Source organism: Prevotella sp. TF12-30 (assembly GCF_003436715.1).
GTDB classification, from domain to species: domain Bacteria; phylum Bacteroidota; class Bacteroidia; order Bacteroidales; family Bacteroidaceae; genus Prevotella; species Prevotella copri_A.
The window spans coordinates 125,616-148,723 of the sequence record NZ_QSQJ01000002.1 but is presented as its reverse complement, the minus strand read 5'-3'; the positions used below and the strand labels follow the sequence as shown (position 1 = coordinate 148,723).

Sequence of the window (23,108 nt, the reverse complement as noted above, 5' to 3'; positions counted from 1 at the left end):
ATAGTTAATTAAGAAACATATATGAAAAAGAAGATATTTTCAATCATGATGGCTGGTTTGGCACTCGTTGCTCTCGGTTCATGCTCTAATACAGACTACACCGAGAAATATCCAGATCCTTCAAAAACCAATACGGTAAGTGTGCCAGACGTATTCACTGCCGTACTTTTCAAAGGTAATACTTGGTTGAACCCTGTATATTATCGCTATTATTGCCAGACCCAGACATCAGGTGTCTTTGGTGGAATGATCGGTTCTTCCAACGGAAAAGGACGTTTTATGGGCGGTGGTGAAGGCCGCTTCAACGACCGATGGACTAACTTCTATGATATGCTGACTCAATATCGCGTATTGGAGAAGACATACAATAAGCTTGATGAGTCAGAACAGAACGCCAACAAGGTTTACCTGATGGTTAGCCGTTCTATACTGGAGTCTCAGCTCCATGAGATGTTGTCACTTTTTGGTGCAGTTCCATTCAAGGGTGCCGGCACTTTATGGGAGAATAGCGACTATACCGGTGCAAAGCAGAAAGCTGCTTACGACGATGATGCAGACCTCTACAAGATGATTCTGGCTGATCTTAAAGAAGCCGGTGATTATTTTGCAGAAGGTGGTCCTTCTACAGCCGTACAGAACGCAATGGCTTCCAAGGATTATACCATTGCAGCAGGAAATGCAGCTCGCTGGCAGAAGTACATCAACTCACTTCGTCTTCGTATCGCTCTCCATCTTTCAACAAATGGTAGCGTAACAAGCGAAGCTCATGCCGCAATCAAGGAAATCGTTGAGAATCCATCCAAGTACCCAGTTATTGAAAGCAACGCAGATAACATGGGTGTTGAGCCTAGTACAAACTCAGATGACTTCAACTGGGGCAAGAGCATTTCACAAGCTCTCTGGACAGGTTACACTCCATCACAGGCTATGCTTGATGCTTTGAACGTGCCAGCCAATGGTATTCCAACAGCAGATACCGACCCACGTATCCAGGTAATGTTGGATCCTAACCCAGATGGTGAGTATATCTCATACGATGTTACAAAAACTAGCTCACAAATTTCTGATATCGCTACAGAAAAAGGTAAGGACTATCAGAAACGTAAGCTTTATCCAGCTAACTACTATTGTGTACTTGACTCACAGGCTGTAGCAGGTTGGAAAGAATACGAAGGTAATTCCAACGTATTTGGTCTTTGGATGGGTGCTGCAGAAGTAAGCTTGAGCAAGTCTGAAGCTTATCTGATGGGCTATGGTGTTACCAAGGATGAGGCTAAAGCTAAGGCATGCTTCATCAAGGGTGTTGAACTTTCAACTGAATACTTCTGGAATGAGAAGAAAAACAGTTCTCTCTACAAGAAGGGCAATGACAGCTACAATGCTAACCGCGATTTGATTGAGCCTACAGCTGAAGAAATCGCTGCATACGCTGAAAAAGCTTGGAAGCCAACCCAAGAAGCTGTTTGTACTCAGTTGTGGTTAAACTTTGGTTGGACAAACTTGCTTGAGGCTTGGAATGTAACACGCCGTACAGGTTATCCAGAAGTAAGCTTTGCAAAGGACAATCAGCTGGCTAGCTATCCAACACCTCCGGGTCGTTTGCCTTATCCAAGTGATGAGTTGAACTACAACAAGGATAATGTCCAGGCTGCCATCAGCAAGTACTACAAGGAGCCTCTCGGCTACTTCAGCACTTTGTTCTGGGCAAAGGATGTTTACTACAAGATCGTAGCAGAACACTAAAATAATTATAAAAGGTGTGTCATTGTATGATGGCACACCTTTTTTGCATAACAACAAGATTATCACCTTTTGAATATTCCAGATAGAGTTTCAGCACAAAAATTGCAAAACACTCTTCACCCTTCACCAGCCCATCATAATCTTCTGATATACAGAAGCTTTAATAGGGTGAAGAGTCAACTTGACTCTTCACCACTCTTCACCCCCTCTTCACCTTATTTATTTTTTCCGTTTCTACAGCATCCATCTGAAGATTTCCGGCAGGTGAAGAGTGGTGAAGAGTGGTGAAGAGTGAGTAAGCACTCTTCACCTCCCGAAACCCCAGTGTTTATCGGGGTTTCGGGCGAAAAGGTGAAAGGTGAAGAGTAAAAAAGAGATTAGGATTCTATACGACGCATCAGAAGAAAACCTGATACGCCAATTCCTCCAATACGAGAGGACGCATCGTTTCTTGCCTCGCCTTGGCATTATATTGCCCTGTACTAGAGCAATATCTTGCCAAGGCGAGGTAAAATATGAAAAGAGGACATTGTGGCAGCAAGTGCTTGGATAGACTTATATCCGAACACTTGTTGCTATCTCCATAAAGGTTCGTTTTCCCATCCTTGTGGAAAGCCCATGGCATGTAAATCAATATTGGGATAATCTGCAAGCAACCTGAGCAGCGAACTTTTCAAATCCATACAAGGAGTTATAGTTTGCTCCATATATAATAAGGTGCATAACTGATGGTAAAGTTTGATAGGCTTTTGGGTTGGAGCAATCCAAGAAAGTGGAAGCCGATTTGGCAATTGTGGCTTCAATGCAAAACGCCTATTCCATATACGAGCATGGTGTGCACAACAATTGCGAAGCACGGTTATGCACCTTATCCAACTTTCCAAGTAAGTGTATTGAGGTAGTCCAAACTCTCTTGCCACTTGCTTTTTAAGACGATTGTCCTTAAACAGACAAAATAATTTGGAAAGCGTACCAAACGAAACGACCTCCAATGTTTTCCACACAGGAGGGAGAGAAGGGAAAGTATATTTCTCGGAATGCTCCTTGATGAAATCTTCATTTGAACGAGACACCTCTTTCTTGATATTGTCAAGGCAGCCTTCATAAAAGTCTGCATTCTTGAACAGTGATGCATCCATAAACCAAAATGCGCCATGCTCCATAGAAAATATCTGAATCATTTTGGTCCGAAGAGATTGCAAAGCTGCAATTTGGCAGTTGCAATATCTTCTATCACCAGCCCTCTGTTCTGGAGCAAGGCAACCTGTTCATCTACGTTTATCGGTTGTTTGTCGTAATCCATATACCCTTTATAAAAAGCGAAGTCCCACCGTGGTACGCATCGTTGAGAGGCGTGGTGGGATTTGTTGCTGCAAAAATACTCTTTTTTATTGGAAACTCCAAATATTTTCTTCAAAATCTGCTTGTCAAATATGGATTTTAACGTAAAAAGTTCTAATTTCCAAGGTTTTCTCCTTGTAAGCTATGCGAGATTTAGAAAAATATCGTATCTTTGTCCCCGAATTAAGGCGTTCTTTGCATATTGCAAAATACAGAAACGAGCAGAATTCCGCTCGTTTCCATATTGTTACCTGGTGTACTAAATCTTATTGATTCAAGAGTTAGTGCACCTATCGCCTTTTTTGAGTATTCCAAGACAAGCTCTATGAAAAGAGGCTTACTTGATCTTCACTTCTATCTTAGTCTTGGCTGCATCAGCGCTGGAGCCGCCAACAAATACCTGGTAAGTGCCAGGAACCACGCGGATGGTGTTGGTCTGGGCATCCCAACCCTCGAAACTCTTGCGAGGAAGATCGATGCTTACCATCTGGCGCTCGCCAGTCTTCAAAGACACACGCTTGAATACCTTGAGACTCTTGATTGGTCCATCCACATCATCCACACGCTTGATATAAACCTGCGCTACTTCGGTACCCTCTCGCTTGCCCGTATTCTGCAAGGAGAACATCAGCTTGTAATCAGCAGCCTTGCTGCCACGCTTCCTGCTCTTCACCTGCATCAGGGTAGGCTTGCCGTACTCGAAAGAGGTATAACTCAAACCGTAACCGAATGGGAACAAAGGCTCGCCCTTGAAATAACGATAGGTACGATTCTTCATCGTATAATCGAGGAAATCAGGAAGATCGTTCACACTCTTATAGAAGGTAACCGGAAGCTTGCCCGATGGATTCACCTCGCCAAAGAGAACCTTGGCTACAGCCTCACCACCCCGTTCACCAGGATACCATGCCTGAAGGATTGCCTCGGCATTTTCCGTCTCAGGAACCATGGCGATGGCACCTCCCGAACAGTTGACAAAGACAACACGCTTGCCTGCCTGATGCAGCATGGCGATAACCTGGCGCTGAGCCTTCGGCAACTCCAGGTCGGTTCTGTCGCCGCCCTTGAATCCAGGCTCCTCAATCTCAAGCTGCTCGCCCTCCAGATTTGGAGAGATACCGCCTACGAATACCACGGCATCCGCATCGCCCACCTCTGCCAGGATCTGCTCGTTGGTAGGCTTCGAAGTCTTCAGGATATCAAACTGCATCACAGCCACATCTTCCTTCTGGGTATAATCTATCTGAATCTTAACCGGCTTGCCTGCTTTCAGAGAGAGCGGTTTGATGATAGGCGCCACGCGGCCCCAGCACTCTCGCATATTCACGATGGTATCGCCATCCACTATCAGGCGGCAACCATCATCAATACCCATATTGATGGTAAGATCCTCATCCCTGTCAGGAGTCAACACTCCCTCATAGCGGGCTGAGAAATGAGTAAGATTCACACCCGGTGCAAACACGGTATTACCACCATTGCTCAGATTGATGGCAGTCTTCATCACATCCGTAGCCACCGGCTCACCCTTCTGTTCCTGATTGTTCCAGTAGGTGGCCTTCATTCCCTCACGGAAGAGATTGAAACGGCTTTCCTGCACCTCGTTTCTTGTCAAGGTACAAGCTGGAACATACTTCACCTCTGCCCCCTTCATATAGTTGCGGATGCCCTGGAGGATGGTGGTAGAACTGGTAGGATAACCCGAATAGTTGCCTCGCAGCATGATGGAGTCATTGGCATTAGGTCCCATCACCACAATCTTCTGATTGCGGTTCAATGGCAGCAGCTGGTTTCTGTTCTGAAGAAGTACGATACCTTCTTCAGCTATCTTCTCAGCCAGATCCTTATGAGCCTTGCAGGCGATGACGTTCTCAGGAATCTGAGTCCATGACACGGTTTCATCCTTATCGAAATCGCCCAGTTGGAAACGAGCCACCAGCAGACGCTTCAGGCTCTGGTTTACCTTATCTTCATTGATCATTCCCGCCTTCACAGCCTGCGGAATAGTACGATAGGCACTGCCGCACTCCAGGTCGGTACCGGCATTCACAGCCTGGGCAGTTGCCTCGGTAGCGGTCTTTGCCGTACCATGATAGCCCGGCATAAAAAAATCGAAGATAGCTCCGCAATCGGAGGTAATCAGTCCCTTGAATCCCCATTCGTCTCTGAGGATCTGGCGCTCAAACTTGGCGTTGGAACAGCAAGGAGCACCATCTATACGCTGATAGGCACACATCACCTCAGCCACATGTCCATCCTGTACCAGCGACTTGAAGGCAGGGAGATAAGTCTCCCACAAATCCCGGGCTGGCAGATTCTCCAGATTGAAGACGTGGCGATTCCACTCCGGACCGCTATGCACGGCGAAATGCTTGGCACAAGCCAGTGTCTTGACATATTGGGGAGCCTTAGACTGATCAGAAGCCAGAACACCAGGAGCCGCCAGCGGCTTGCCGTCGAACGACTGTCCCTGCAAGCCATTCACTACGGCGAGTCCCATACGTGTAGTGAGATAAGGATCTTCGCCATAAGTCTCCTGTCCGCGTCCCCATCTAGGATCACGGAAGATATTGACATTCGGAGTCCAGAAGCTCAGACTCTGATATCTCTTTACATTACCCGACTTCTTCGCCACCTGCGCCTTGGCTCTCGCCTCATCGCTTACGGCAGTAAACACCTGATAGAGCAAGGCATCATCCCAGGAAGAAGCCATGTGCATGGTGATAGGGAAAACCGTGGCATATCCGTTGCGTGCCACACCATGCAGCGCCTCGTTCCACCATTGAAACTGAGGGATACCCAGTCGGGAGATGGCAGGCGAAGCATCCATCATCAGTTTCGTCTTCTCCTCCAGGGTCAGGCGTGAAAGTAAGTCATTGGCTCTTGCCTCGGCAGAAAGGTTAGGGTTCTGATAAGGCAACAGCTGACTGGCTGGCTGTTGGGCATGAGCTGAGAGCGCCAGAGCGGACAGCATAGCCAATGTAAGTATTTGTTTCTTCATAACTACTATTGTTAGTACGATAATATTGTATAGATTCGTTTTATTATGCAAAAATACATATTTTTCCTGAATACTGAGACTGATGAAGTGTTAAAAAACTCAGATTGTTTTCATTTTTATGTGATTACTTCCTAATTTTTTCGAATCATTCAAACAATAAAGCACTTTTTCCTTGCTGATTCCAAATATTAGTGCTAACTTTGCACTCAGAAACGACTCTATCTTTTTAGAAGACAAAGATACAATAAGAAAGATACAACAAGACAGTAAGATCGCAATAATATGGAAAAGATTCTAATAGTTGAAGACGATATCGCATTTGGAACCATGATTCAGACATGGCTCAGGAAGAAGGGATTCGAGGTGGAGAAAACTACTTCGGTCAAGGCCGCCATACAGGTTTGCGAGGAGGCAGAAAGAGGATTCGATCTGGTATTATCAGACCTCCGCCTTCCAGACCACGACGGCATCTTCCTGCTGCAATGGATGAGAAAGCATGGCGTGCAGGTGCCTTTCATCGTGATGACCAGCTATGCAGAAATTCAGAATGTGGTGCTCGCCATGAAATCGGGCGCTACCGATTATGTGGCAAAACCTTTCCATCCGGAAATCCTTCTGGATAAGATCAAGGAAGCTATCAAGACTCCGAAAAAACAGGATCCGTATGCTGCCTCAGCAGATAGTCAGCGTTCCACAGACACAAATTCTACTCCTACAAACGCAGCACCTGGCAAGCAGGCAGGAAATCAGGCTTCATCTGCCAATGGGGATGTACCCAAATACCTGGAAGGTGAAAGCGAGGCTTCACGCAAGCTCTACAGTTTCGTTTCGCTGGTGGCTCCTACCCCTATGTCGGTACTTATCTTGGGTGCCAGCGGTACGGGTAAGGAATATGTGGCTAGAAGAATCCATGAACTCAGCACAAGAGCCAATAAACCTTTCTTCGCACTCGACTGCGGTGCCATCCCTAAAGAAGTGGCGGCATCAGAATTCTTCGGTCATGTGAAGGGATCGTTTACAGGTGCTGACCAGGACAAAAAAGGTGCTTTCGAGATTGCCAACGGAGGAACTCTCTTCCTCGATGAGATGGGAAACCTGAACTATGAAGTACAGGTGCAGCTGCTCCGTGCCCTCCAGGAAAGAAAAATCCGTCCGGTGGGAAGCAACAAGGAAATAGATATCGATATCCGACTGGTATGCGCTACCAATGAGAATCTGGCTCAACGCGTGGCAGAAGGCAACTTCCGTGAAGACCTCTACCACCGTATCAACGAGTTTACCATCTACATGCCGGAGCTGAAAGACCGTGGTGCCGACCTCTTCCTCTTTGCCGACCTCTTTATCAAGCACGCCAACAAGGAGCTGAACAGAAATGTGGAAGGACTCGACGGCAAAGCCAAGGAGCGAATTGCCGCCTACAACTGGCCGGGCAACCTGCGAGAATTGAACAATGTGATGAAACGAGCTACCCTGCTCGCCACCGGAAGATACATCGGAGTAACCGAACTGGAACAGAGTATGGCGCATATCCAGCCACAAGCTCCTACCGCCCTGCACGATGAGGAAACGGAACTGCAGCGCATAGAAGCTGCGCTGAAAGCAGCAGGCGGCAACAAGAGTAAGGCTGCACAATTGCTCGCCGTAGATAGAAAGACACTCTACAATAAGATGAAGAAATACGGTATCTGATAGAAAGAAGTACGTCTTTTGATGATATGGGAAAATGGGGAAAATGGGGAATCTGATGACCATTCCCCAACTTTTTGGGGAATAATTCCACACCAGTTCCACAGTTTCCACAATGTAGAATTCTGGAACAAAAAGCATTTACTGCTGATAATCAAACTATTAGATAATTCTTTTGTTTTTTGGCACGCAGATTGTGATATTAGAAAGTGAACACGCCAATGAGCAGTAACGCAAGCAAGGCTGTTCACAAAGAAAGTTATAAACATAATATTCACAATAAAAAAAACAAAAGATTATGAAAAAGTTAGTTTTCGCAGCTATCGCTGCCATGGTTATGGTTTCAGTTAGCAATGTATTCGCCAGCAACAAGATGGCAAGCGTATCATCAGCTGCTCCAGTTGACACAGTAGCTCCAGCAGAACCAGCTGCTCCAGCAGACACAACAGTAGAGAAAGAGAATCCAGCAGAAACACCAGCTGAAACTCCAGCAGAGACTCCAGCAGACTCGACAGCAACAGATTCTACTGTAGCAGAGTAATATCACCTTTAAAAAATAGTAATTAACTGAGGAAAAGATAGAATAACACTAGTAATTACGCGTCGCTTTCAATCAGGCAGGAGACTAATGATAGAATTCATTGGTCTCCTGACTTGTTTTTAGCCCTTTTGTTTTCTAATATCATTTTTTTGCATTAACTTTGCAAACAAATATCTATTGAGCAAGATATCAGTCTGCTCATCATTTTAAACGATTTCTCATGCACAAGAACAATATTCCTCTCAAGGTAGCCCTCGGATATAGCGCCATTGCCATTATTATGATTCTGGCAATCAGTCTGGTGTATAGCAACACCAAGAGCATCAATGCCATCAATGAAGCTTCGCGCGAGTATATCCAGAAAAGGGGTGCCGCCGACAGTACCATTTCTTCCCTGCTCAAAGAGGAGCAGAGAAACCTGAAGCAACTGTCTGATGCCATGGCAGGAAGACCTACCCAAAACTATCTGCAGAATAAGGTGAAGAATCTGAATACGGGAAAGGATTCCATACTGGTTCACTCCAAGGCACCTCAAACCCACGAGGCGAAAAAGACGACGGTAGAGGTATTGAAGACCCGAAGGGGGTTCTTCCGCCGACTCGCCGATGCCTTCAAGAAGGAGCACGCCGAAACCTTAAGCGTAAAACAGGACAGCAACCGGGCTGTCATCGATTCTGTTACCACCCCAGTCAACGTGGCGGAAAACGTAGCGACCATCCTCGACCAGATAGACAAGAAGGAGAAAGTGGAAACGCAAGGCCACAAGCAGAACATCAATAGGGAGATGGAAGAGCTGAAGATGGTGAGTGCCAAACTCGCCCTGCGCTCCGCCAAACATCTGAGCGATGTGCACCAGCGTGAAAAAGACAATATGCAGGAAGCCATCAAGAAGGCGATGGAAGCAAGAAAGCATCTGTTGTGGCAGATGGAACTGCTCGCCATCGTAGCCTTCTTTGCCATCGTCATCATGATCTGGTTTATCTGGCGCGATGCCAGAAAGGAGCGCATCTACAGGGAAAACCTGGAGGCTGCCAATGAGGAAATCCAGCGTATCATGAACCAGCGCGAGCGCCTGCTCCTCACCATCACCCACGATATCAAGGCGCCAGCTGCCTCTATCTCGGGCTTCATCGATCTGATGAAAGATTATGTCAACAATCCAAAGGGCATCGAATGCCTCCAGAACATCAAGAACTCTGCTGCTCATCTTTCACATCTCGTTGCCTCGCTGCTCGATTATCATCAGTTGGAGAACGGACTGATGAAGGTTCAGCCTACTTCTTTCTCACCGGCACAACTGGTAGCAGAATCGGTAGAGGGAATGAGATTGCGGGCAGAAGAGAAAGGATTGGAGATTTCATTCGAATGCAAGATGAAGGGGATGGGAACTTCGGATTCTTCGGAAACTTCGGATTCTCCAATGAAGAAGAAATTCTTCCGTGCTGATGCCTTCCGCATTCGCCAGATATTGGATAATCTGGTAAGCAATGCCATCAAATATACCGATCGGGGCAGCGTTACCATCCAGGCACAGGTTTCAGAAATTCTGGGCAAGCCTACGCTTACCCTGAGCGTAAAGGATACGGGAAAGGGAATGACCGATGAGGAGAAACAGAAGGTGTTCCAGGCGTTTACGAGATTGAAGAGCGCCCAGGGCATCGAGGGTACCGGTTTGGGATTGTCCATCACCCAGGAACTGGTTTCGCTGCTTGGTGGAGAAATCATCCTCCACTCTACCCTGGGCAAAGGTTCTACCTTCATCGTCACCATCCCTATCGAGCCAGCACCAATGGAGGAGTCTCAGGAAATGGCTCCATCAGAAGTTAAGCATGATCCTTCTCCCGATTCTGCTCAAGATAAGGAAGGACAGAATTCTGGCAGCCATCAGGTTACTGATATAAAGAAGAAGCCGGAATTTGCCAACCACAAGATTCTGATTCTAGATGATGACAAGCTGCAGCTCCAGCTTCTCCAGGAGATGTTGCGCCGCATCGTAGGCGACACCTGGCAGGTTTTCGCCTGCAATCATGTGATGGATGCCCTCACCACACTACATAACGAACAGCCAGCCCTGATGCTGATGGATATCGAAATGCCGGAGATGAACGGCATGGATATGATTGCCCACATCAACCATACCAATATGATGGTGGTGGCGATGACTGCTCACGATACAAGCATCCTGGAACAGCTTCTGAAAGCCGGCTTCGACGATTGCCTGTTCAAGCCATTCAGTATGGAGAAACTGTCTGATATCCTGGGAATAGAGTCCCAGCCTCAACTGGATGCCCAGTCTGGAACTCCATCCCAGCCTGATTCATCACTCCAGCCAGTTTTATCATCCCAGCAGAAATCCAATCCTCAGCTGGATGCTCTTCTTGCTTTTGCCGGAGGCGACGAAGAAGCGGCGAAGGAGATTCTTGATACCGTGAAGCAGGAACTTGCCGATCATCTCACGAATCTGAAAGAAGCCGTAGAAGAGGAATCCTTATCTACCGACCGCATAGGAAAGGCGGCACATAAGCTCCTCCCTATCGCCACCATGATGCAGATGGGATGCCTCGAAGAACTCAAGGCGCTGTCACCCGAATACATCGGCGAGATAGAAGAAGCCGAGATCAGAGAAAAACTGAAGGTTGTGATTACGACCTTATCTGCTGCGGTGTCAGACCTGTATGCTTCTTGAAATATCGGCAGAAGAAACTGACGTCGGCAAAATGAAACTCCCAAGCCATCTCCTTGATGCTTTGCGTGGTCCGCTTAAGATGCATCTTGAGCTGCAGAATCACGTATTGGTCGATGATGGTCTTGGGGGTATGCCCCGTCACCTGATTCACGATGTTGGTCAGATATTTCGAGGAGATATTCATCTGTTCGGCATAATAGTTCACATCCCTTGAAATCTTGTAGTCCCTCTCCAGCAGCATCATAAACCGATTGAACAATTCTCTTACACGATACGATTTTACTTCATCTGGTCGGTATTGCGGATTGCGCTGAAGATACTCATGAAAACCGATGAAGAATGCCTTCAACTGGCACAATACCAACTGCGAGATGCAGGTACACTCCGACTGGTCGAAATATACCTTCAATAAACCAAACATCCCATTGATGATGTTTGTCACCACGGGGGTATCCTGCCGACAGCGGTCTTCCCGCAAGGAAGAATATACCGTCTGCTCCAGCTGCAAGCTTGCTTCTCGAAGCAAGGAAGGATTATATTTCAGGATTTCAACTTGGAAGCTGTTCGCAGTTTGAGGGGATTTGCAATCCCCGTTTTCAGTTTCAGGGGATTTGCAATCCCCATTTTCAGTTTCAGGGGATTTGCAATCCCCATTTTCAGTTTGAGGGGATTTGCAATCCCCGTCAACCTTCAATTCCACTACATCATTCGGAAACAGCGTAATCACCGCCCCCTCATAAAGTTCCCAATCCTTATAATTCACATTCAGTCTCGCCTTTCCCTTCCGGCAAATCAATATCGCTCCGTAAGTCAAAACTTGCGGACCCTCCTGCCATTCCTCCAAACCAGAGCAGGAAAGGCTTGCTTCCTGCTGACTACTTAATTCAGATAATTCCATCTACACCTTATTATATATAGAGTTATTATATCTCTTTATTCCTATTTCGGTTGCAAAATTACACAAAATATGTGAGATAAAAGAACTATTATTCCCAAATCGTCCATCCACTACGAAATATTTAAAGCGATTGTTCGCTCAAAACTCCGTACCTTTGCACCCGAAATTCAAAAAGTAATGATCAATGATTAAGAACATCTTATTTGTAGGCCTTCTGCTTGCAGGAGGAACCCATTGGGCTTCGGCTCAATCACAAACCACCGAAGGGACGGCTGCTTCCTTGCCTGCCAGCAAGAAAGAAAACATGACCATCAGCCAACTCTTCCAGAAGGTGGAGGATAACAGCAAGAGCCTTCGCACTTCATTATCAGGAGTAGAAGCAGCCCACCTCGGCATCGAAGCGGCCAAAAGCAAGAAACTGCCCGACCTCGATGCTTCCCTCTCTTTCAGTTACATCGGCAATGCGCTGATTACCGACCGCGACTTCAGCAACGTTCATGGTTTGAAATCCCCACATTTCGGCAACAATTTCGCCTTCCAGGCACAGCAGGTGGTTTACGCCGGTGGAGCCATCAATGCAGGCATCAAACTCGCCGAACTCGGAAAGCAGCAGGCAGAAGTAGGCGTAAAACTCACCCGTCAACAGATTCGCTTCATCGCCCTGGGGCAATATCTCGACCTCTATAAGATAGACAACCGCATCAAGGTGTATGAAAAGAACATCGAGTTGACCCGCCAGCTCATCGACGACATCAAGGAGAAACAGACACACGGAATGGCGCTGAAGAACGACATCACCCGATACGAACTCCAGATGGAAAGCCTCAAACTCGGTCTTACGGCGCTCCGAAACAACCGGAGCATCCTGAACCATCAGCTTTGCAATACCCTAGGAATGAACCAGGGAAGCCAAAAGAATGAAGGAAGCCAGATGAACCAGACAAGCCAGGAGATTCAGATCATCCCCGATGCTACTATCGCCGACAAAACCTACGGCAAGGAAGGCGAGGCTTACTGGCAGACGGCAGGCACCCTGAACTCTCCACTCCTGGAGCAGAGCAGCAACGCCATCCGCATCGCCGAACAGAAAGAAAAGATTGCCAAGAGCGATCTTCTGCCAAAAGTGGCTTTCGTTGCCGCAGATAATTTCGATGGACCTATCCTCTTCGAATTACCACCTGTTGATAAGAACCTCAACGTATGGTATGTGGGCGTGGGTGTGAAATACAGCCTCAGCTCTCTCTTCAAGAGCAACAAGCGAATCAAGCAGGCAGCCGTAGAGACCCGACAGGCTAAAGAGGCACATGCCGTTCAGGCAGAGCAGCTTAACAATAATGTGCAGGCTGCCTACGTGCAGTATCAGCAAACCTACGTAGAACTGGAAACGCAGCGAAAGAGCGTGGAGCTGGCACAACAGAACTACGACGTGATGAATGCCCGCTATCTCAGCCAGCTCGCTCTGGTTACGGATATGGTGGATGCCTCCAACCTCAAGCTCAATGCCGAGCTCAGCGAGGTGGATGCCCGCATCAACATCGTCTATGCCTACTATCGTATGAAGTACGTGGCAGGAGAAATTTAACAAAAAACGCGGCAGGAGAAATTTAATTTTAAAAACAGAATTAAGAGTTTTTATCGAAAACTATTATCAAGAGATTATGAGCAAGAAGATTATCAAGAGAATATATAATGTAGTGATTATCCTCCTTTTCCTGGGAGCTACCGGCTGGTGTTTCAGCCATTTCTATCATGGCAGCGATGTGGCTTACACAGATGATGCACAGGTAAACCGCCATATCACCCCTATCAATACCCGTGTACCGGGATTCATCAAGGAGATTCGTTTCAACGACTATCAGCACGTAAAGAAAGGCGATACCCTTGTTATCATCGAGGATGCAGAGTTTCGTCTGCATGTAGCTCAGGCAGAGGCAGGCTTGCGTGGATCCAAGTCAAGTTCTTCGGTAGTTACTGCCAGCATGGGCACCACCAATACCAATGTGCAGACAGCGGCTGCCGGCATCGAGGAGGCTCGTGTGGATATGATGAATGCCAAGCAGGACTTCGACCGCTTTGCAGCCCTGATGAAGAAGGATGCGGTAACCCGTCAGCAATACGACAACGCCTATGCCCGCTATCTGGGAGCCAAGGCACGTTATGAGCAGGCTAGCAGCCGCAAGGCTAGTGCCGCATCAGTTCGCAATGTACAGACCCAGCAGCTCGGCGGTTCACGTGCCGGAGAGAGCGTGGCAGAAGCACAGCTCAACCTGGCTCGCCTCAACCTTTCCTATACTGTAATCGTGGCAACCTGCGATGGCGTGATGGGAAGAAAGGATATTCACGAAGGCCAGTTGGTACAGCCTGGTCAGATGCTCGCCCGCATCGTGGATGACAATGATGTTTGGGTGGTAGCCAACTATCGTGAGACTCAGATGGACGGCATCACCGTGGGCAAGACTGTAGATTTCACCGCCGATGCCATCCCAGGTGTAGTATTCCATGGCAAGGTAGAGGCTCTCTCTGCCACAGCCGGCAATGCCTATTCCATGATTCCTGTGGATAATGCCACCGGCAACTTCGTAAAGGTAGAGCAGCGTGTGCCTGTGCGCATCGCCCTTACCAAGGATAACGACCCGAAACAGATAGCCCTGCTCCGTGCCGGACTGAATGTAGAAGCCAAGGTTCGCATCAAATAGAATGTTCTGTAAACTATAAATTATTAATTATAAAAAATGCCAGGACCTCCAATGCTTCAAGGACCCTTCCGGGTTCCTTCGTTCAATGGATATATTCCTCGCCGGTTACAGCCATGGATTTATCTCCTCTTCGCCTTCATCTTCCTGATGTCGGGCGGAATCTATGGAGGAGCCATGAGCCAGGTGATGGGCGAGTACAGTTTGATGAGAGAAGACGTGCTCATGATCATCATGTTCAACGTGGTGGGCGTGGCGATGCCATTCCCCTTCCTCTTCAAGATGAAGTTCCACTTTACCAACCGCCAGCTCCTGCTGAATGCGGCACTGGTAGTGGCAGCTTGTAATTTCCTCATCATGTGGACCGACTCAGTGCCCTTGATGTGCATCCTCGCTTACATCGCAGGCTTCTTCAAGCTCTGCGGAACCTTCGAATGTATGAGCACCATCCAGTTGTGGATGACCTCCAAGCGCGATTTCACCATCTTCTTCCCCCTGCTCTACTGCATCGTGCTGGGAAATATGTTCCTCTCGCCTTGGATCACCGAACACCTGATTTACATCTATCAGGATTGGCGCATCATCAACTGGGCGATGACGGGAGCCCTGCTTCTGGCGGCACTCATCGTGTATGTCACCACCCACGACTTCCGCTTCATGAAACCCCTGCCCTTCATCAGTATCGATTATCTGGGCTGCATCCTGTGGTCGGCATGGATGCTGGAGTTCATCTTCTTCTTCACCTACGGCGAGCACTACAACTGGCTCGATTCGAAGATCATGCAGATGGATGTATTGCTCTTTATATTTACCGGATATTTCTGCATCCAGCGAATGCTCCACATCCGTCACCCTTACATCGCTCCGGCGGCATGGAAGTATAAGCGACTCATCCCGCTGCTTATCCTTTTTGCATTCGTAGAGTTTATGGGCAGTACGCCTAAAGTGTTGCAAACCGCCTTTACGGGTGGCGTGCTGCATTTCGGCAACATCACCACCAATGTGCTCAACTTCGTGGAATGGACGGGTGCCATCGCCGGCTGCCTCTTCTGCCTCTTCTGGTGCAAGGTGCTCTGTCAGAAATACACCCGTCTGCTCACGATAGGTGTGGCAACGATGGTATGTTATCCCGTGATGATGTATTTCCTCATCGATCCGGGTCTCAACATCGAAGCACTCTATCTGCCCTGCTTTCTGCGGAGCTTCGGCAATGCTATCTTCTTCTGCATGCTCACCGTGTATCTGGAAGAACTGATGCCGTTCCAGCATTTCTTCATGGGATTGACGATGGCAGGCATCATCCGCAATGGTCCGATGTCGGCGATGTGCTCAGGTCTGTACAGTTTCGGGCTCCGTTATCAGATGGCAGACAACATGTCGCGCGGCTTGCCCTACGATGCCACCAATCTTCTGATGCTCAGCATCCGGAATCTCTATGGCATCACCTGTCTCATCGGTATTGCCGTGCTGATCATCTTCCTGCTCTGGGATGTACAGCCCGTGAGAAGTACCCTGAAGAAGATGCCTTCCTGGAACTTTGTGGGAAAGAGAATGAAGAAAAAGAAAGGATTTGCGAAATAAAAGAAAGAGATTCTTGGTATTTTCAAACTTTATTCGTATTTTTGCAAAGATTTAGCAAGCTATAAACAGAAACAAGAATCATTTTCATATAACAATAATAATGAATACAGAACAACTTTCTATGACCAAGAAAACTCTTGTGGGAGTACAATTCCTATTTGTGGCTTTCGGTGCAACGGTTCTGGTGCCTCTCCTGATAGGCATCGATCCGGCAACGGCTCTCTTCACCGCAGGTGTGGGAACCTTTCTCTTTCACTTCATCACCAAGGGCAAGGTGCCTATCTTCCTGGGCAGTTCCTTCGCCTTCATCGCTCCTATCATCGCTGCCACCAAGCAGTGGGGACTTCCGGGAACCATCGCCGGACTTACCAGCGTCTCCCTGGTGTATTTCATCATGAGCGCCCTAGTAAAATGGCAGGGCAAGAAACTGCTGGATAAGATTTTCCCTCCGGTAGTCATCGGACCCGCCATCATCCTTATCGGTCTTTCCCTTTCGGGCAGCGCTGTGAATATGGCTAAGACCAACTGGGTTCTCGCCTTCGCATCGCTTATCACCGCCATCCTGGTACTTACCTTCTGCAAGGGACTGATGAAGCTGGTGCCTATCATTTCGGGCGTTATCGTGGGTTACGTCATCGCCATCTGCATGGGCGAGGTAGATTTCTCGGATGTAGCAGCGGCTTCGTGGTTCTCCTGTCCGGTAAGCTTCGATACCATCACCCATTTCTCCTGGGCGCCATTTCTCTATATGCTACCCGTGGCGATAGCACCGGTGCTGGAACATATCGGCGACGTGTATGTGGTGAGTGCCGTGGCGAAGAAGGATTTCGTGGCAGATCCGGGATTGCATCGCACGATGTTGGGCGATGGAGTGGCGTGTCTCTGTTCCGCCTTCCTGGGTGGTCCTCCTGAGACTACCTATTCTGAAGTAACGGGAGCGATGTCTATCACCAAGGTCACAAGTCCTGCCGTGATTCGCATATCCGCAGCCACCGCCATCTGTTTCTCTATCGTGGGCAAATTGAGTGCCTTGCTGCAGAGCATACCTCAAGCGGTATTAGGTGGCATCATGCTGCTTCTTTTCGGCACCATCGCCAGTGTGGGTGTTCAGAATCTGATGCAGAACAAGGTAGATATGAATGAAACCCGCAATGTCATCATCATCTCGGTGATGCTGACGATGGGCTTGGGTGGTGCCGTCCTCTCCTCCGGTTCCTTCGCCATTTCCGGCATCGGTCTCTCTGCCGTCATCGGCGTGATTCTCAACCTCGTACTTCCTAAAACGAAGAAGGAGGAGGCGTAAAAAGTGGGAAAACATCTATTTTCGAAGAAAAAAATGTTTTTTAATCATGGAGAAATAAACTAATTCGCAAAATATCCGTACCTTTGCAGTATGAAAACATTATTAGACGTTCATACACATACCATAGCATCGGGTCATGCCTTCAGCAGTTTGCAGGAAATGACCTTGGCTGCAAAAGAAAAGGGGTTGGAAATACTGGGAATCACAGAGCACGGACCACATATCCCAGGCACCTGTGATCCCATCTATTTCAGAAACCTGCATTGCGTTCCCCGTCAGCTCTATGGAATCAAGCTGATGCTGGGAGCAGAACTCAACATCCTCAATACCCAGGGCGATATTGACCTCGATGAGGATTACTGGCGCATGCTTGATATCCGAATCGCCGGCATTCATAGCCTTTGCTGGCAGGGAGGGACCAAGGAAGAGAACACGCAGGGTGTCATCAATGCCATGCGCAATCCATTCGTGCAGATTATCTCCCATCCTGGAGATGGAACGGCAGAACTGGATTTCGAGGCTCTGATGAAGGTTTCCAAGGAGACGCATACCCTGCTCGAAATCAACAATCACTCCATGGCTCCCATCCGCCACAAGACGGTGGCAGCTCCTAATAATCTGGAACTGCTGGAACTTGCCAAGAAGTACGAGACCCCTGTCATCTTCGGAAGTGATGCCCACTTCTCTGCCATGATTGCCGACTACAGCAACATCATGCCGCTGGTAGAGAAAGCAGAGTTCCCTGACGAGCTGGTTCTCAACTATCAGCCGGAGAAGTTCATGGCTTATCTCAAGCCTACCCCTGAAAAATAGGAAAATTTCGTTTCACATATCATTTGCACTACTATGATTATAGAGGAAATTATCAAGTATAACGAGGAATTCGTAGCCAGCAAAGGTTACGAGAAGTATCTTACAAGCAAATATCCAGACAAGAAACTTGCCATCCTTTCCTGTATGGATACCCGCCTGACAGAGCTTCTGCCGACAGCATTGGGATTGAAGAATGGAGATGCCAAGCTCATCAAGAATGCCGGTGGACTGGTTATCAGTCCATTCGACTCCGCCATGCGCAGCCTCCTGGTTGCCATTTACGAACTGGGTGTAGAGGAAATCATGGTCATCGCCCACTCCAACTGCGGTGCCTGCCACATGAACGGCCAGCAGATGAAGGAATTGATGCTCAAGCGCGGCATCCATCAGGATGTCATCGACACCATCGGACTTTGCGGCATCGACCTAGACCATTGGCTGGAGGGCTTCCACGACACCGAGGATTCTGTAAGAAATACGATTAATACCATCCGTACTCACCCTCTTGTACCAAAGGATGTCAATCTGCATGGTTATATCATCGATTCCCAAACGGGTAAGCTCACAGAAGTAAAATAGAACTATATAATAATAATGAGAACATCAGCCGATGATGAAGAAGAAAAAAATAAGATAGTTTTCAATGCTTGATGAACGCCAACCCCATCTGCATCGCCTTTTTCACCATATTTGCCACATTGCTGGCTTGCAGCTTGCTCATCAAGTTGTGGCGGTGAAATTCTACGGTATTGTTGCTGATGTTCAACTCCCGGGCGATGGCATTGGTCGAATGTCCCTCGGCTATGTGCTCCAAGACTTCGAGTTCTCTATTAGAGAGGTTGACTTGCTCGACATTCTGCTGATTGATCAGTCTGAAAAACTGTTGACTATAATACCCCTTTCCTTCTTCTATCTTGTGCAGAGCAGTAAGAAGTTCCTGCGGGTCATCACCTTTCAAAACTATGGCATCTACATCCTCGTCCATCAGCTGACGTATCGTCCAGATTTCTTCGTGCATCGTATAGACAATGATCTTGGTCTTGGGATGCTTATGGTGAAGCAGCTTGACAAGCAGCAGACCATTCTCATTACTCAGTTCCAAGTCGATGATAGCGGTATCGATATTCTCCCTGTTGATGATATCCCTGGCAGATAGGAGGCTAGAGGCGGTCTGTACATTTTTATAGACACCATCTTGCAGGATGAGTGCCCTCAAACCAACCAAGACGACAGGATGGTCATCTACAATAAGGATGCTTTTGCTCTTTTCCATGATGATACATTTTTAAGCGTAATTTTTCGCAAGCCTTTGCTCGCAGATTATAGTTGAAACTTGAGTTCTACCAGATACTCTTCTCCATCATTTCTTATATCGAGTTCTGCCTGCAGAGCTTCAGCTCTCATCTTCAGGGTATCTTTGCCGATGCCTGGCTTGCCCTGGCTGATAGGGTGAAGTGGTGACAGATCGTTGATGATGGATATGCTCCCCTGCTTTCCACAGGTATCCAGCGTGACGCTTATCATCTTGCTGTATCCATATTTGATGGCATTGGATACGCATTCCTGGATGATGCGGTAGATCTCTATCGCCTTGCCGTCCGGGAGATTCTGCGCATTGAAAGAGGTACTGATGAATGGCTTGACGATGGTTCCGTTTTCGACTGTTACCGATTGACAGAAGCTTTCTATCAGCTCCGCAAGCGAAGTGTTGTCAAATCTAGGTGGTATCAGCTCATGTGAAAGACGGCGTACATCATGTCCCACATTTTTAAGCAATCTTTCTGCTTCCTCCTTATTGGTCTGCATCATGATATTCACCGCCAGAATATCGTTGCATACTCCATCATGCAATTCCTTGGCCAGACGCTTGCGCTCATTCTCCACACCATTGATATAGGATGTCTTTTCCGACAATTCGGCTCTCTGCCTGTCGAGTTTCCTGCGGTATAGGATGACAAGAATGGCTATCAACAATATGATGAGTGCCAGGATGAGCCATAAGATACGGATATAGAGCAAGCTCTGTTCGTGGTTCATCTTTTCTATCAGCATTTCTTTCTCCAAGGTCTTGTACTTGATGTTGAACTCACTCAACTGCTTGTCGATGTCACTCTGCTTGAGAGAGTCACTTTTCATGTATGCCTTTTGCATTGCCTGGTATGCCTGAGTGTATTTACCCATATTGTTGAGGCATCTGGCCTGTGTGGCGAGAAGCTTGTCTTTAGGCATCGTCAGATTGGTACCCGCCAACCTGCCGATGCTGTCCAGAAGTAGCCATTGCTCAGCGTATTTCTTCTGTTGCCCCAACAAGTCGGCCTTGATTTCCAATATGCCTAGCACCCCATTGCTCGTAGGTGCCAGATTACGGCAGGCTTCATTGGCGTATGTGAGATAGAAGGCGACGGAATCGGCCTTACCCAGTTGCAAGTACGACTTGAGCAACGGAGAAAGGTATTTGAGGGTCAACACATTATAATTGGCCTGCTTTACCATATTCCACATCGAAGTAAGGCTATTGACGCTTTTCCGGTAATTTCCCTGTCGCATCAGGACAGCACCTTTATTGGCATGGGCAGACAAACGCTCTATGGTATCGTTGATAGCGATAGCTTTAGATTCAGCCTTGTCGGAGTACTCTATGGCTTCCCTGAATCTCTTCTGTTCGTTGAAAAGCACGGAGATACAATTGTAGAGATAAATCTCATATTCCGCATTTTCACTTTTTATGGCTTTCTGGATACCCTTCTTATAATAGATGAGCGAGGAATCCAGTTCTCCGATTCTGCGATAGCAGATGCCCATTGCTCCACACATGGCAAGCATGCCATCGTAATCTTCAATCTTCTCGGCAAACGGGATGCCTTTCTTTCCGATTTCTATGGCTTCTCTCATCTGTCCCAGGTCTGTATATGCGGTCATCTTCTCGCTGGTAAGCCAACTGCGAGTGGTATCGGCACAGTTCATATTGAGTGCGCTGTCTATCAGAAGGATGGCCTGTTTCTTATCACCATCAGCATTATAGTTGACGGCTTTCAGAAACAAGGAATATGCCCGCTTCTCGTCTTTGCAGTTGTCACGTTGACAAGCGGCAAGGAAAGCGATGGATGATAACAGAAGGAAAATATATGTGAATATGGCTTGCTGCCTGTGATGTATTGTTTGCTTCATTTGCTATTATATTTACGTTATTTGCAATTACTATCATAAACGATTGTCCGTGCAAAGATATGAAAAATAATCGGAAGAGACATTTTTTCTATTGTTAAAAAAGGTGGCGGCTGTTGTTTTTCCGTTCATACGTCCCTTTACCTACGGAAAACCATAGGCTGCATACGATGGTAATCCGTAGAAATGAATATAAATATCCTTTTTTTACTGTCGTTTGAAGCTTTGTATGGTAATTGTCGCTATCTTTGCATTCAGTCATTCTCTTGTTATACTTAGCATCCCTAAGTGAACGGCGAAATGTAGTAGTAAATAATCAAATAATAAATGTCTAACTTAAATTTTAAGAATTATGCGTAATATTGGTGAAGAAATCTTGTGGGATATTGTGCGTGTCATCAAATGGATAGCCATGCGTGTGCTGCGCCTCTTTGGCAAGTTATTCTCTTTTGCATGGGACAAGGCAAAGGAGAAACAGGAAATGAAGAAAATGGAAGAAAGGGAGCAGGGCTTATGAAATACGTAAAACTATTGTTAGTATTCGCCTTCGCATTGCTTTCTATGGCTGGCTTTGCTGAGAAAGGCGATATGTGGGAGGTGAAAGATGCCGACCTGACGGTGTGGGATTCGCCTAATTATCTTACGAAGTTGGGCATGATGCATCAGGGTGATACTTTTGAGGAGGAAGGTATGGATGGCGACATGATCAGATTCCTCTACAAGGGCAAAACGGCTTATGTGGCATCTTACTGCTGCCAACGATTTGAGCCAGAACCGGATTCTGATGTTGATGTAGAAGAAGAAATGCCTGCAGCTGCCACACAGCAGGATGTCAAGGAAGACGCCAAGAATGAAAAGACGGAACTGACTGCCGTTGCCCAACAGAAAGGGAAACAAGCCTCTAATGCAGATGCCAAGAAAGAGGATATGCAAGCACCAGCAGGAACTCAGCAAAGCGCCGAAAAGGAAGAAACTGGAGTATTAATGAGCATAGCGTTGCTGCTCCTGTCACTTGTTGGAGGCGCCCTCGGTCTTATCGCCATTGTGTTCACTTTCTTTTATGTTTTCAGATACCAGAAATTGGCAAAATGGATGAATGGGAAATGTGGCACGGAAGTGATACCTTACAAACGATTCAACAAGTTGCTCCTCGTTCCCGTACTGGCGGCACTAGCAACTGTAGTGATTACCATATTATTTGGATATCTGGCAACGCTGGCAGAACAGGACAGCACTTCGCAGATCTTCCTATCACTGACAGGTGTAGCATTAACCATAGCAACCCCCGTTCTGTGTCTTTGGTACAGATATAAGAAAGACAAGGAACAATATGGCAAGAAGGCAGCAAGCTGGATGATGCTCTATTCTTTCCTCAGTATAGTGGCAATATATCTGATTTGTGTTGTAATAGCCTATATTATTGTGGGAATTGTTGCTGTACTGATTTTTGCCCTGATTGTAAGCCTGGCATTCCCTACAAGATACTATGTTGTCCGCAGGTGGTAGCAGATCTGATTTCAATGACAGCTATATGTTATACCACCATTTGACAATGTTATAACTATACTTTAAGCAATACGTACAGAAAAAAGGAAAAAGCTTTGAAAATAAGATTGTTTTCAAAGCTTTTTCCTTTTTTCTTGCATCATTCAGATAA

Annotated in this window: 18 protein-coding genes; 12 read left to right on the top strand and 6 right to left on the bottom strand. The window is 47.1% G+C overall.

Features of this window, described 5'->3' with window-relative positions; translation table 11 throughout:
- The first annotated feature begins 21 nt into the window (after positions 1-21).
- The gene (locus DXD25_RS01745; protein WP_117661507.1) at positions 22-1,743 is read left to right on the top strand and encodes a SusD/RagB family nutrient-binding outer membrane lipoprotein; all 1,722 of its coding nucleotides are present in this window, start codon (positions 22-24) and stop codon (positions 1,741-1,743) included.
- Positions 1,744-2,318: 575 nt separating this feature from the next.
- On the opposite strand, the gene DXD25_RS01740 is transcribed toward DXD25_RS01745, so the two are convergent.
- From DXD25_RS01740 to DXD25_RS01735, 3 genes are all read right to left on the bottom strand, one after another.
- Positions 2,319-2,924, bottom strand: a complete 606-nt coding sequence (locus tag DXD25_RS01740; RefSeq protein ID WP_233522160.1) for an Abi family protein — start codon at positions 2,922-2,924, stop codon at positions 2,319-2,321.
- On the bottom strand, positions 2,921-3,046 hold the full coding sequence (locus tag DXD25_RS17395) for a hypothetical protein (RefSeq protein WP_255415670.1): 126 nt from the start codon (positions 3,044-3,046) through the stop codon (positions 2,921-2,923). The genes DXD25_RS01740 and DXD25_RS17395 overlap by 4 nt, the downstream gene beginning before the upstream one ends.
- Positions 3,047-3,421: 375 nt before the next feature.
- Positions 3,422-6,085, bottom strand: a complete 2,664-nt coding sequence (locus DXD25_RS01735) for a glycoside hydrolase family 3 C-terminal domain-containing protein (protein WP_117661506.1) — start codon at positions 6,083-6,085, stop codon at positions 3,422-3,424.
- A gap of 282 nt (positions 6,086-6,367) precedes the next feature.
- Here DXD25_RS01735 and DXD25_RS01730 point away from each other — a divergent pair, with 282 nt between their 5' ends.
- From DXD25_RS01730 to DXD25_RS01715, 3 genes are all read left to right on the top strand, one after another.
- The gene (locus DXD25_RS01730; protein WP_117661505.1) at positions 6,368-7,774 is read left to right on the top strand and encodes a sigma-54 dependent transcriptional regulator; all 1,407 of its coding nucleotides are present in this window, start codon (positions 6,368-6,370) and stop codon (positions 7,772-7,774) included.
- Positions 7,775-8,069: 295 nt separating this feature from the next.
- Complete coding sequence (locus DXD25_RS01720) at positions 8,070-8,312, top strand: hypothetical protein (RefSeq protein WP_117661503.1); 243 nt, start codon at positions 8,070-8,072, stop codon at positions 8,310-8,312.
- Between the two features lie 220 nt (positions 8,313-8,532).
- The gene (locus DXD25_RS01715) at positions 8,533-10,998 is read left to right on the top strand and encodes a hybrid sensor histidine kinase/response regulator (protein WP_117661502.1); all 2,466 of its coding nucleotides are present in this window, start codon (positions 8,533-8,535) and stop codon (positions 10,996-10,998) included.
- Here the strand turns inward: DXD25_RS01715 and DXD25_RS01710 are convergent.
- Complete coding sequence (locus DXD25_RS01710; protein WP_117661501.1) at positions 10,955-11,896, bottom strand: AraC family transcriptional regulator; 942 nt, start codon at positions 11,894-11,896, stop codon at positions 10,955-10,957. The genes DXD25_RS01715 and DXD25_RS01710 overlap by 44 nt on opposite strands.
- A 184-nt stretch (positions 11,897-12,080) precedes the next feature.
- Between DXD25_RS01710 and DXD25_RS01705 the strand changes: the two genes are divergently transcribed.
- The 6 genes from DXD25_RS01705 to DXD25_RS01680 all read left to right on the top strand — a co-directional run bounded on the left by DXD25_RS01705 (position 12,081) and on the right by DXD25_RS01680 (position 18,865).
- The gene (locus DXD25_RS01705) at positions 12,081-13,478 is read left to right on the top strand and encodes a TolC family protein (protein WP_117661500.1); all 1,398 of its coding nucleotides are present in this window, start codon (positions 12,081-12,083) and stop codon (positions 13,476-13,478) included.
- 73 nt (positions 13,479-13,551) lie between these two features.
- Entirely contained in the window at positions 13,552-14,592 is a 1,041-nt protein-coding gene (locus tag DXD25_RS01700) for an HlyD family secretion protein (protein WP_117661499.1), read from the top strand.
- A 51-nt stretch (positions 14,593-14,643) separates the two neighbouring features.
- On the top strand, positions 14,644-16,170 hold the full coding sequence (locus tag DXD25_RS01695) for a hypothetical protein (protein WP_233522159.1): 1,527 nt from the start codon (positions 14,644-14,646) through the stop codon (positions 16,168-16,170).
- A gap of 100 nt (positions 16,171-16,270) precedes the next feature.
- Positions 16,271-17,473 carry a uracil-xanthine permease family protein gene (locus DXD25_RS01690; RefSeq protein ID WP_117661497.1) on the top strand — a complete coding sequence of 401 codons (1,203 nt, stop codon included), beginning with the start codon at positions 16,271-16,273 and terminating at the stop codon, positions 17,471-17,473.
- Positions 17,474-17,563: 90 nt separating this feature from the next.
- The gene (locus DXD25_RS01685) at positions 17,564-18,286 is read left to right on the top strand and encodes a phosphatase (RefSeq protein WP_117661496.1); all 723 of its coding nucleotides are present in this window, start codon (positions 17,564-17,566) and stop codon (positions 18,284-18,286) included.
- 33 nt (positions 18,287-18,319) lie between these two features.
- Positions 18,320-18,865, top strand: coding sequence for a carbonic anhydrase (locus DXD25_RS01680; RefSeq protein WP_301332456.1), 546 nt, complete (start codon positions 18,320-18,322; stop codon positions 18,863-18,865).
- 61 nt (positions 18,866-18,926) lie between these two features.
- Here DXD25_RS01680 and DXD25_RS01675 read toward each other — a convergent pair whose 3' ends face one another.
- Both DXD25_RS01675 and DXD25_RS01670 read right to left on the bottom strand, forming a co-directional pair.
- Positions 18,927-19,559, bottom strand: a complete 633-nt coding sequence (locus tag DXD25_RS01675) for a response regulator transcription factor (protein ID WP_117661495.1) — start codon at positions 19,557-19,559, stop codon at positions 18,927-18,929.
- A gap of 47 nt (positions 19,560-19,606) precedes the next feature.
- Entirely contained in the window at positions 19,607-21,454 is a 1,848-nt protein-coding gene (locus DXD25_RS01670; protein WP_117661494.1) for a histidine kinase, read from the bottom strand.
- 349 nt (positions 21,455-21,803) lie between these two features.
- Here DXD25_RS01670 and DXD25_RS16565 point away from each other — a divergent pair, with 349 nt between their 5' ends.
- Positions 21,804-21,968, top strand: a complete 165-nt coding sequence (locus DXD25_RS16565) for a hypothetical protein (protein ID WP_158556273.1) — start codon at positions 21,804-21,806, stop codon at positions 21,966-21,968.
- Entirely contained in the window at positions 21,965-22,957 is a 993-nt protein-coding gene (locus DXD25_RS01665) for a hypothetical protein (protein WP_117661493.1), read from the top strand. The genes DXD25_RS16565 and DXD25_RS01665 overlap by 4 nt, the downstream gene beginning before the upstream one ends.
- Positions 22,958-23,108 lie beyond the last annotated feature (151 nt).

Coding starts and splice junctions, on each gene's coding strand:
- DXD25_RS16565 (WP_158556273.1), top strand. CDS start 21,804: ATGCGTAATATTGGTGAAGAAATCTTGTGGGATATTGTGCGTGTCATC.
- DXD25_RS01730 (WP_117661505.1), top strand. CDS start 6,368: ATGGAAAAGATTCTAATAGTTGAAGACGATATCGCATTTGGAACCATG.
- DXD25_RS01735 (WP_117661506.1), bottom strand. CDS start 6,085: ATGAAGAAACAAATACTTACATTGGCTATGCTGTCCGCTCTGGCGCTC.
- DXD25_RS01745 (WP_117661507.1), top strand. CDS start 22: ATGAAAAAGAAGATATTTTCAATCATGATGGCTGGTTTGGCACTCGTT.
- DXD25_RS01690 (WP_117661497.1), top strand. CDS start 16,271: ATGAATACAGAACAACTTTCTATGACCAAGAAAACTCTTGTGGGAGTA.
- DXD25_RS01670 (WP_117661494.1), bottom strand. CDS start 21,454: ATGAAGCAAACAATACATCACAGGCAGCAAGCCATATTCACATATATT.
- DXD25_RS01665 (WP_117661493.1), top strand. CDS start 21,965: ATGAAATACGTAAAACTATTGTTAGTATTCGCCTTCGCATTGCTTTCT.
- DXD25_RS01715 (WP_117661502.1), top strand. CDS start 8,533: ATGCACAAGAACAATATTCCTCTCAAGGTAGCCCTCGGATATAGCGCC.
- DXD25_RS01720 (WP_117661503.1), top strand. CDS start 8,070: ATGAAAAAGTTAGTTTTCGCAGCTATCGCTGCCATGGTTATGGTTTCA.
- DXD25_RS01705 (WP_117661500.1), top strand. CDS start 12,081: ATGATTAAGAACATCTTATTTGTAGGCCTTCTGCTTGCAGGAGGAACC.
- DXD25_RS01695 (WP_233522159.1), top strand. CDS start 14,644: ATGCTTCAAGGACCCTTCCGGGTTCCTTCGTTCAATGGATATATTCCT.
- DXD25_RS01740 (WP_233522160.1), bottom strand. CDS start 2,924: ATGATTCAGATATTTTCTATGGAGCATGGCGCATTTTGGTTTATGGAT.
- DXD25_RS01685 (WP_117661496.1), top strand. CDS start 17,564: ATGAAAACATTATTAGACGTTCATACACATACCATAGCATCGGGTCAT.
- DXD25_RS01710 (WP_117661501.1), bottom strand. CDS start 11,896: ATGGAATTATCTGAATTAAGTAGTCAGCAGGAAGCAAGCCTTTCCTGC.
- DXD25_RS01680 (WP_301332456.1), top strand. CDS start 18,320: ATGATTATAGAGGAAATTATCAAGTATAACGAGGAATTCGTAGCCAGC.
- DXD25_RS01675 (WP_117661495.1), bottom strand. CDS start 19,559: ATGGAAAAGAGCAAAAGCATCCTTATTGTAGATGACCATCCTGTCGTC.
- DXD25_RS17395 (WP_255415670.1), bottom strand. CDS start 3,046: ATGGATTACGACAAACAACCGATAAACGTAGATGAACAGGTTGCCTTG.